The organism is Bdellovibrionota bacterium (assembly GCA_035292885.1).
Classification (GTDB): domain Bacteria; phylum Bdellovibrionota_G; class JALEGL01; order JALEGL01; family DATDPG01; genus DATDPG01.
Map to the genome: position 1 here is coordinate 1 of DATDPG010000013.1, position 8,961 is coordinate 8,961.

An 8,961-nucleotide genomic window follows, 5' to 3' on the forward strand; every position below is an offset into this window, starting at 1 on the left:
CCACATCTCCGTAATTTCTTACATCCAAATGATGATCCCACATCAAGCTCCACAAGGCTTCTCGAGCAAATTCACCACTCACGCCTGGTTCGAACGCAGGCATGGCATTAAAGACGGCGGCGTGATTGCGTGTATCGAGACCTTCGTACCCCACGACGTGATTTTCTGGAAAACCGGTCGTGCGCGTCCACTGAAGCGTAGTTCCATTCGCGCCCTGGAGGATCCCTTGAAGGCCGTTAAAGGGCGAGCCCGAGGGATCGATCGACGCATGCCCCGAGGGATCAAGGTATCTCAGAGGATTGTTTTTGACGTACGCATACCGATTCAAGCTCTGGGGATTTTTCGGGTCGGGAACAATTGAATCCGGCGTCGTGAATTTAAACATCTTCGCGTTGTACGCTCTCGCTCCGTAATCGTAGAAATTCGTCTCCTTGTCCCACCGTTTGCCGTTATAGGTATAGTCCGAGAGGCCGCCCTGCCCTTCTTGATACTTGATCGATCCGAATTCGTGGTAACTGGTTCGCGATTGAACTGCGCCGTTTGAGTCGGTCAAGACCGAAGCTGAGCCGAGATGGTCTTGATGATGAAAATATTGATTGCCGCCGATGGTTCGCTGGGCGACTCGCCGGCTTCCGAGAAAGTAGTAATACGTCTTCGTATTCCCTTTGGCCTCGATGAGGCCGTAATACTTTTCCGTACCGACCGGACCGATCTTTTCGATTCGATTTCCGTTGGCGTCGTAGCGATACTCCGTGACCGCTGAACCCACTGTCGCTCGGAGCAACTTGTTGAGGGAGTTGTACTCGAGTCGCTGCTTGACAGCGCTTGTGTAGCGATCCGTGATCTGCGTTAGGTTTCCGTTGCGGTCGTACAAATAGTTATAGAAACTATCGAAATGCGGCGCGTGCGCTGGGATCATGCCGTAGTTGTATTGGATGACTTGGGCTGGGGCGGAAGTGGAAAGAAGCATGACCGCGACAACCCATCTAATATTCAGTCTATTTTGTCGCTCCCCCTTCATGTCCTTCTCTCACTCTCTTGTTCCTCGCTAATTTCTATTTAGAGAGGTTTTCCCCAACCACAGTCTTCTTTTCCGCACATATTTAAATTTTGTTGAACCTGTCCTTCCGCCTGCAGGTAGGGCCATGGATTCGAGACAAAATCAAAAGCATTCAACAGTCTCCTAAGCAGGAAAGGGCTATTGGCGGATTCACGAAACTCGCGCGCATAGCCGGGCGCGTCTTTTTCCGCCCTGGCATCATCGATGCCGTCCAACACATTACCTATTCCTGGAAGAACCTCGCCCACTGCCCGGAGGGATGTTCCAAGCTTGGCCAAAGCCGACCGCAAAATGCCGGCACGACCAAACTCGGTTCTTTCGAACGTGACAAAGACGCTCTTTCCGGCATCTGAAGTAACTTCCTCGACATTTGTGGCGGTGAATCCTACCTTAGCGTTGACTTTAGCTGAGGGAGTGTTTGCAATTCCTCCCTCGTTAAAGGCTTCTAGGCTGTCCGCCGCTAACGACTCGGTAATTGTTTTGACGTAGCCCAGCCGGTTCGCCTGAACGTCTCTGACCGCTGAAAACACCCCGTTCTTTGTGGGGACCTTAATTTCATTTTGAAGATTATAGATGGTACCGGCGATTAGACCTGTTCGCCGGTTATAACCAAACGTGAAAGCCGCCAAGTACTCCTGAGTTCCTATAATAACGTCCCCGTAGTAGCCGAGGTTTCCATTTACCATGGTCATGAAGGGAGTTACTCGAATCGAGAGTAGCTCACCTTGCTTTGTTAGATAATCACTAAACAGGAGAGAAGGTGGCATGTCAGCATGTCCGGTCGGATCGACATATTTGAGTGGGTTGTTTTTTGTGTATGCATATCTATTTAAGCTTTGCGGATTCGTCGGATCGGGCACAACGGAATCGGGCGTCGTAAACTTAAACATCTTCGCGTTGTACGCTCTCGCCCCATAATCGTAGAAGTTCGTCTCCTTGTCCCAGCGCTTGTCGTTATACGTATAGTCGCTGATCCCTCCAGCCCCCTCTTGCCACTTGATTGACCCGAATTCGTGGTAACTACTCCGCGATTGAACGGCACCGCTTGAGTCGGTTAGAACGGATGCCGAACCAAGGTGATCTTGCTGGTGAAAATATAAAGTGCCGCCGATGGTTCGCTGCGCGACCCGTCGGTTTCCCAGGAAATAGTAATACGTTTTCGTGCTTCCCTTGGCCTCGATGAGGCCGTAATACTTTTCCGTGCCGGCCGGTCCGATCTTTTCGATTCGGTTTCCGTTGGCGTCGTAGCGATATTCCGTAACCGATGTACCGGCCGTGGCTCGAAGAAGTTTATTAAGGGAGTTGTACTCCAAACGCTGCTTTACGGCTCCTGTGTACCGATCCGTGATCTGCGTTAGGTTTCCGTTGCGGTCGTACTTGTAAGAGTAATAGCTGTCACGGTACGGAGAATGAGTCGGAACAGACCCATAGTTATATTCGATGCTTTGGGCAAAAAGAGGCGTAGAACCAACGAGTAAGAAAGCTGCGATAATTGCGGACTTATCGTATTGGGTAATCACGTTGTGCCGCACTCCAAAATATTGTTTCGACCCGATTCAGGGTATCAGTGAAGTCAGTACTTGCGCCGGCCGGAATCCTTGACTGGATTCCCCCCACAGAGAACGCACCGGTTTCCGGATTGAGTCGGAAACTTGCATCCACCCTGAATAACCCACCCTCTTTGACTGCTTGGGCAGCCTCGTCGGAAAGGTCGGGCATGAGACCCCAATTGATCTCCGTGATTCTGCCTTTGGAATCAAGCGCTAGGCCCGCATACAAGTATCCGTCTTTGTCAACTGTCTTGGCGTTTGCTTTGAGAAAAACGTTCAGGACGCGTTCATTTTGCTTTGCGCTTACGGCCTCTCGGGCTGCGAGTTGGAGAATCTGCCCTCGTTCCTCCCATGAAAATAATTTAGTTCCTGAGCGTTGCAAGAAACGGCTGGCACCACCAATAACCTTTCCCCCTGCTCCTTCAGGTATCCCCGCAAAAGCCAAACTAAGACTTATTCCCTCCGATGCACCCTGGCCAAGGACGGCGTCTACCTTACTATCAAGATAGCCGAGCAATGCTCCCGCAAGTCCTGCAAGATCCCTTGGAAAATTAGGGGGAGGAGCCCACCCGATTCCTGGACGCTCCGCCGGATGGTGGCCATGATAAAATTCCATCAATTGGTAATATTGCGCATGGGAGATTTTATGACCCATCCATATAATTCCTAAATCCCACGTGTTCTGCCCCAAATAAATAGGAAACTGATAGTCATTGGCATTTCTATCAGCATGTCCGGTGGGATCGATGTATGTAAGCGGGTTATTCTTAACGTACGCGTAACGATTCAAGCTCTGTGGATTCTTCGGGTCGGGAACAATTGAATCTGGCGTCGTAAACTTAAACATCTTCGCGTTGTACGCCCTCGCTCCGTAGTCGTAGAAGTTCGTCTCCTTGTCCCAGCGCTTGTCGTTATACGTATAGTCGCTGATCCCTCCAGCCCCCTCTTGCCACTTGATTGACCCGAATTCGTGGTAACTGTTTCGAGAAACGACGGTCCCGTTTTGGTCGGTCACAACAGATGCCGAACCAAGATGGTCCTGCTGGTGAAAATATAAATTGCCGCCGATGGTTCGCTGGGCGACTCGCCGGCTTCCGAGAAAGTAGTAATACGTCTTCGTATTCCCTTTGGCCTCGATGAGGCCGTAATACTTTTCCGTGCCGGCCGGTCCGATCTTTTCGATTCGGCTTCCGTTGGCATCGTACCGATACTCCGTGACCGAGGTGCCGGCGGTTGCTCGAAGAAGTTTATTAAGGGAGTTGTACTCTAAACGCTGCTTTACGACTCCGGTGTAGCGATTCGTGATCGTATTGAGATTGCCGTTCTTGTCGTAGCTGTACGAATAGAAACTATCCAAGTAGGGAGCGTGCGTCGGAACGGCGTCGTAGATGTACTGAATGGTCTGAGTTTTCGCGGATCCCACGACAAGGATCACGAGAAACGCAACAGGCAAACCCATTCGTCTTGTGTTCTCCCCCACGCACTCAATAAGAGCAACGACCGTGCCCAAGAATTTTCAAGTAAAGCATTTGATTCTAGCTACTTACGTGAGGCTCGATGGGCGCCCGGAAGGCGATTGAAACGAAAGTTCCCGTGCGCGATGAACTTTTTTCCATGCGCGATTTGGAATTCCCCGAGCTGAGTTTGTGTCTCGAACAAGATATACCACCACGGTGAAACGCCGGCATATAGACTCCTGAGTCATCCGCGGAGGAGAGCGAGATCCTCCCTTTGATATAAAGTTTTGGGCTGCTCTCACACCCGCCGAACGCTTGATTCGAACATGGGAACTTTCAAAGTTGTTTTGGTAAACTGTCCCCCGATTTTAATTCTGCCCTCGTTTATCATCTTGAAGTTCGTCTTTGGAAGAAACACAACGGAGAAAACGTTCTTGCTGAACAAGAAGCGATACACTAAGCGCTTTTCGCCGACGACGGAGCTAATGTATTGTTTCTCCATCGTTTCGAAGCATCATCTTCTCGATCATCTTATCAATCTTGTCTACCGCGTTCCATTGCTCGTAGTTCTGTCTCAATACAGGGGGCATGAGGTCGGACGGCTTGTATTCGTAGGTCTGAAGCCTGAATTCTTTCGCAAACTCCGCAACATCGGGACTCAAGCTGCGAAAGGTAAATGTTTTCTTGTCGAAGAGTTGGGGACTCGCTTCCAATCCGTCACCCATAATTCGATGTAGACCACCTCGGAAACCCTGTCCTTCACTATTCGTCGTCACAATTGGATCACGGAGGCTGCCTCTCGGATTTATGACCGCACGACCGTAGTTTCGTAAGGCGCTATCAAATTCCGCGACCCGTAGACCTTGGAATTCCGGTTCAGCGGCATCGTATTCTCGGATTAACTGCTGAAGGGTTTCACGCGTCACGAGTGCTTCTTGGAGGCCTTCATCGACATTGGCGGCGGCCGCTGCACCAGGTGACCTCATGAATGCGCCTCCCAGCGCAGCACCGACAGCGAAGTTGACCCCTCCCTCGATATACGGACCCATGGCGTGTTTCACGCCCAAGGGGTCGTCCTTTTCAAACTCGTGCCTAGCAATTTTTCCAGGGAATCCAGATACCCATGATGTAATGTTCGCTATCCTTTCGCCCATCTCATACGCATTCATCATATCCAGTAAATCGGTGCCTTTCTCCGCCACCTCGGTTGGAAGCGGGTTGTGGCTGATCTGTAGCAATTGCGAGAGGTCGTCCGCGTGGCCCGAGGGATCGATATACTTCAGAGGATTATTTCTGACATATGCATATCGATTTAAACTTTGCGGGTTTGTTGGGTTCGGGACAATTGAATCTGGCGTCGTGAATTTAAACATCTTCGCGTTGTACGCTCTCGCTCCGTAGTCATAGAAGTTCGTCTCCTTGTCCCAGCGCTTGTCGTTGTATGTGTAATCGCTGAGCCCTCCTTGCCCTTCTTGATACTTAATCGATCCAAATTCGTGGTAACTGGTCCGCGATTGAACAACGCCGCTCTGATCCGTTAGAACGGATGCCGAACCAAGGTGATCTTGCTGGTGAAAATATAAAGTGCCGCCGATTGTTCGCTGCGCGACCCGTCGGTTTCCCAGGAAATAGTAATACGTTTTCGTACTTCCCTTGGCCTCGATGAGGCCATAGTATTTTTCGGTGCCGGCTGGCGCGATCTTCTCGATTCGGTTTCCATTGGCATCGTATCGATACTCTGTGACGGCGGAACCGACGGTCGCGCGGAGAAGTTTGTTAAGGGAATTGTACTCTAAACGCTGCTTTACGGCATTGGTGTACCGATCCGTGATCTGCGTTAGGTCTCCGTTCCGATCATACGAATAGTTGTAGAAACTATCGAAATGCGGCGCGTGCGCTGGGATCGTGCCGTAGGTGTATTGGATGACCTGCGCGGAGGCGGAACTGAAGGCAACTCCCCAGGTCACCATCAGTCCCGCAAGAAAGTCTGTTTTTCCCCGCTTCATCTTTATCGTCATTTAGGGAAGAGAGGTTTCGAATTTTCAGGGGGGAAGGCGATATTATACGCATCTTGACCCAACAAATATTCGCCGGCGGGCTCGCCGTTGAGTCCTCGGAAGGGATCAAAGTCGGTGGTAATTCCTTTACCTGGGAAATAGATACCTTTCGGAGCCATAACAATCGAACCTGTGAATTGTGCCAGTTGTTGAGGAAAATTTCCCTGGCCTAAATTGCAGGAGTTAAAGCAGATAATTTTCGCTTGAATATTGTTCTTGTGCATCAGTAAAGCAACCTGGACGGCACTGTCGGGAAGTGTCGGATGAGTTAAAAGAACGCCCTCGGGAGTGCCATGCGCGTTGACTAAGAAAACATCTACGTTTAGGTCTTTTGCCTCACGAATATCCGGGAATGCCGATGCAAACTCAAAGGCGCCATTGTGATCAAAAGCCGAGTTGGCGGACGTGAACGTGAAAAAGTCGGCCAGGTCGATGGTTTTTCGTTGATGGAGATCTAGCTGGACAGATTTGCCCGGGAGTTTGTCGAGTATAAGCCGAAGCATGCTTCTAAACGAAGTCGTGTCGGAAGCCATTTGTTGCGTTCGCTCGCTCAAACGATCCATCAGGCCCACACTCATTGACCCGTCCTGTGGCGATGGAGTTGAGAGAACTGCAGAAATTTTCATCTCATCAATTTGTCGCCATCGGAAAATATCTTCATCGGTTAAATTTAAGCCCCGTACCCCGGAGTACGTCTGCCGGTGCATCCAATGCGGGCTTAGCTTTAAGACGAAATCATAATTCTGGCTCGGTTCTCTTTCCGCGTGGCCCGAGGGATCGACATATTTGAGGGGATTGTTTCGGACGTATGCGTAGCGATTTAAACTTTGCGGATTTGTCAGATCCGGAACGACCGAATCGGGCGTTGTGAATTTAAACATCTTCGCGTTGTACGCTCTAGCTCCGTAATCGTAGAAGTTCGTCTCTTTGTCCCAGCGCTTGTCGTTATACGTATAGTCGCTGATCCCTCCAGCCCCCTCTTGCCACTTGATTGACCCGAATTCGTGATAACTGTTTCGAGAAACGACGGTTCCGTTTTGGTCGGTCACTACAGATGCCGAACCAAGATGGTCCTGCTGGTGAAAATACACATTGCCGCCGATGGTTCGTTGCGCGACTCTCCGACCTCCCAGAAAGTAGTAATACGTTTTCGTGCTTCCCTTGGCTTCGATGAGGCCGTAATACTTTTCCGCACCGGCCGGCCCGATCTTCTCGACTCGATTTCCATTGGCGTCGTAGCGGTACTCTGTGACCGAGGTGCCGGCGGTGGCGCGAAGAAGTTTGTTGATGGAGTTGTACTCCAACCGCTGCTTCACGGCGTTAGTGTACCGATCCGTGATCTGCGTTAAGTTCCCGTTTCGGTCGTACGAATAAGTGTAAAAACTATCGTACATCGGTGCGTGGGTGGGAATCGTGCCGTAGTTATATTGGATGATTTGGGCGGAGGCAGAAGTAGAGAACAGGATAACCGCGACGATCCATCCAATGCTCTGTCTATTTTCTCGATCCTCCTTCATGTCCCTCTTCTCGTTTCTCGTACTGCGCCATAGCCTGTCCACCGATGCTCGAAAGATTGAAGAGCGCTGCCGGTGTCGATTCATCGTGAGCATTCTTTGCATGTCAGCGCATACGCTCCACGTTCGAAAAACAGATCGTACCGTTTCTTATCGTCGTCCCATACTTTTCCGCTGACACCGCCATACAGACCCCAAAACAATTTTCCAGGGTCGAGGCCAACCGAGACGTGTGTGGATCTTCCAAAAATGATCGGGCGCTCGGAGGCAAAAATTCCGCCCGTTACATATTGCTGACTGTGGACATACTCGTGGTTGAGGGCACTTGTCCGGCGATCACCATCGAGGTCGGAATCCATGGCGATCACCTGTCCTTTAAAGGTCCCAAGAGCTCCTTGATTTTCCCGGAGACCTCCGACGTTCAAAACCAACCGATTCTTGGATAAACTCTCTTCCCAATCTACGCGACCTCCACCCGCTCGTGCCACCGCGCCTGCAGCGTTGGCAAGCTGGAAAAGGTCAAAGTTGAGACTTATGTTCCCTTTTTCAACCGAATCGCTCCGAACAATATTCAAGTCTGCAAGGCCGAAGCCTATGGGAAGTGAGATCCTTTTTGTAAGGTACTTTTCTTCGCCCCTACGGATATTTTGAGTGACGGAAACTCCGTAACTTGTGATCAAATCGGGGAGAAGCGGCACCCCCTCGCTGGCAAGTTTGTGCCCGACGATTTGGGGAACGCCGCCGAAAAGCATCGCCCGACCCATATCCCGCCATACGGGGCGCCCTTCGCGATGAGCATCAATGCCCGCGGCAAGAGCGTTGAAAAAAAGAATCGTTCCGTAGTACCGCTCTTCCTCGGGACTATGTCCAGATGGATCTGTGTATTTCAGCGGATTGTTCTGGACATATGCGTACCGATTCAAGCTTTGCGGATTTTTTGGAGCAGGGATGAGTGAATCGGGCGTTGTGAATTTAAACATCTTCGCGTTGTACGGCCTCGCGCCATAATCGTAGAAGTTCGTCTCCTTGTCCCAGCGCTTGTCGTTATAGGTATAGTCGGAAAGACCGCCTTGCCCTTCCTGCCATTTGATCGATCCAAACTCGTGGTAGCTGGTGCGCGATTGAACCGCACCGCTGGGGTCGCTTAGAACGGAAGCGGAGCCGAGATGATCTTGTTGGTGAAAATATACATTGCCGCCGATGGTTCGTTGCGCGACTCTCCGACCTCCCAGAAAGTAGTAATACGTTTTCGTGCTTCCCTTGGCTTCGATGAGGCCGTAATACTTTTCCGCACCGGCCGGCCCGATCTTCTCGACTCGATTT

Annotated in this window: 6 protein-coding genes; all 6 read right to left on the reverse strand. The window is 50.8% G+C overall.

Translation table 11 applies throughout. The features are described 5' to 3' along the window. The coding region (locus VI895_00590) for an RHS repeat-associated core domain-containing protein (protein ID HLG18295.1) at nt 1-1,021 on the reverse strand (1,021 nt) is incomplete at its 3' end. A gap of 38 nt (nt 1,022-1,059) precedes the next feature. Beyond that, on the reverse strand, nt 1,060-2,580 hold the full coding sequence (locus VI895_00595; protein HLG18296.1) for an RHS repeat-associated core domain-containing protein: 1,521 nt from the start codon (nt 2,578-2,580) through the stop codon (nt 1,060-1,062). Further along, the gene (locus VI895_00600; GenBank protein ID HLG18297.1) at nt 2,561-4,069 is read right to left on the reverse strand and encodes an RHS repeat-associated core domain-containing protein; all 1,509 of its coding nucleotides are present in this window, start codon (nt 4,067-4,069) and stop codon (nt 2,561-2,563) included. Before VI895_00600 ends, VI895_00595 begins: the two co-directional genes overlap by 20 nt. Before the next feature lie 480 nt (nt 4,070-4,549). Further along, the gene (locus VI895_00605; GenBank protein HLG18298.1) at nt 4,550-6,085 is read right to left on the reverse strand and encodes an RHS repeat-associated core domain-containing protein; all 1,536 of its coding nucleotides are present in this window, start codon (nt 6,083-6,085) and stop codon (nt 4,550-4,552) included. Further along, a complete protein-coding gene (locus tag VI895_00610) occupies nt 6,082-7,641 on the reverse strand; it encodes an RHS repeat-associated core domain-containing protein (GenBank protein HLG18299.1) in 1,560 nt (519 codons plus the stop codon). Before VI895_00610 ends, VI895_00605 begins: the two co-directional genes overlap by 4 nt. Before the next feature lie 80 nt (nt 7,642-7,721). Continuing rightward, the coding region (locus VI895_00615) for an RHS repeat-associated core domain-containing protein (protein HLG18300.1) at nt 7,722-8,961 on the reverse strand (1,240 nt) is incomplete at its 5' end.

Coding starts and splice junctions, on each gene's coding strand:
- VI895_00600 (HLG18297.1), bottom strand. CDS start 4,069: ATGGGTTTGCCTGTTGCGTTTCTCGTGATCCTTGTCGTGGGATCCGCG.
- VI895_00605 (HLG18298.1), bottom strand. CDS start 6,085: ATGACGATAAAGATGAAGCGGGGAAAAACAGACTTTCTTGCGGGACTG.
- VI895_00610 (HLG18299.1), bottom strand. CDS start 7,641: ATGAAGGAGGATCGAGAAAATAGACAGAGCATTGGATGGATCGTCGCG.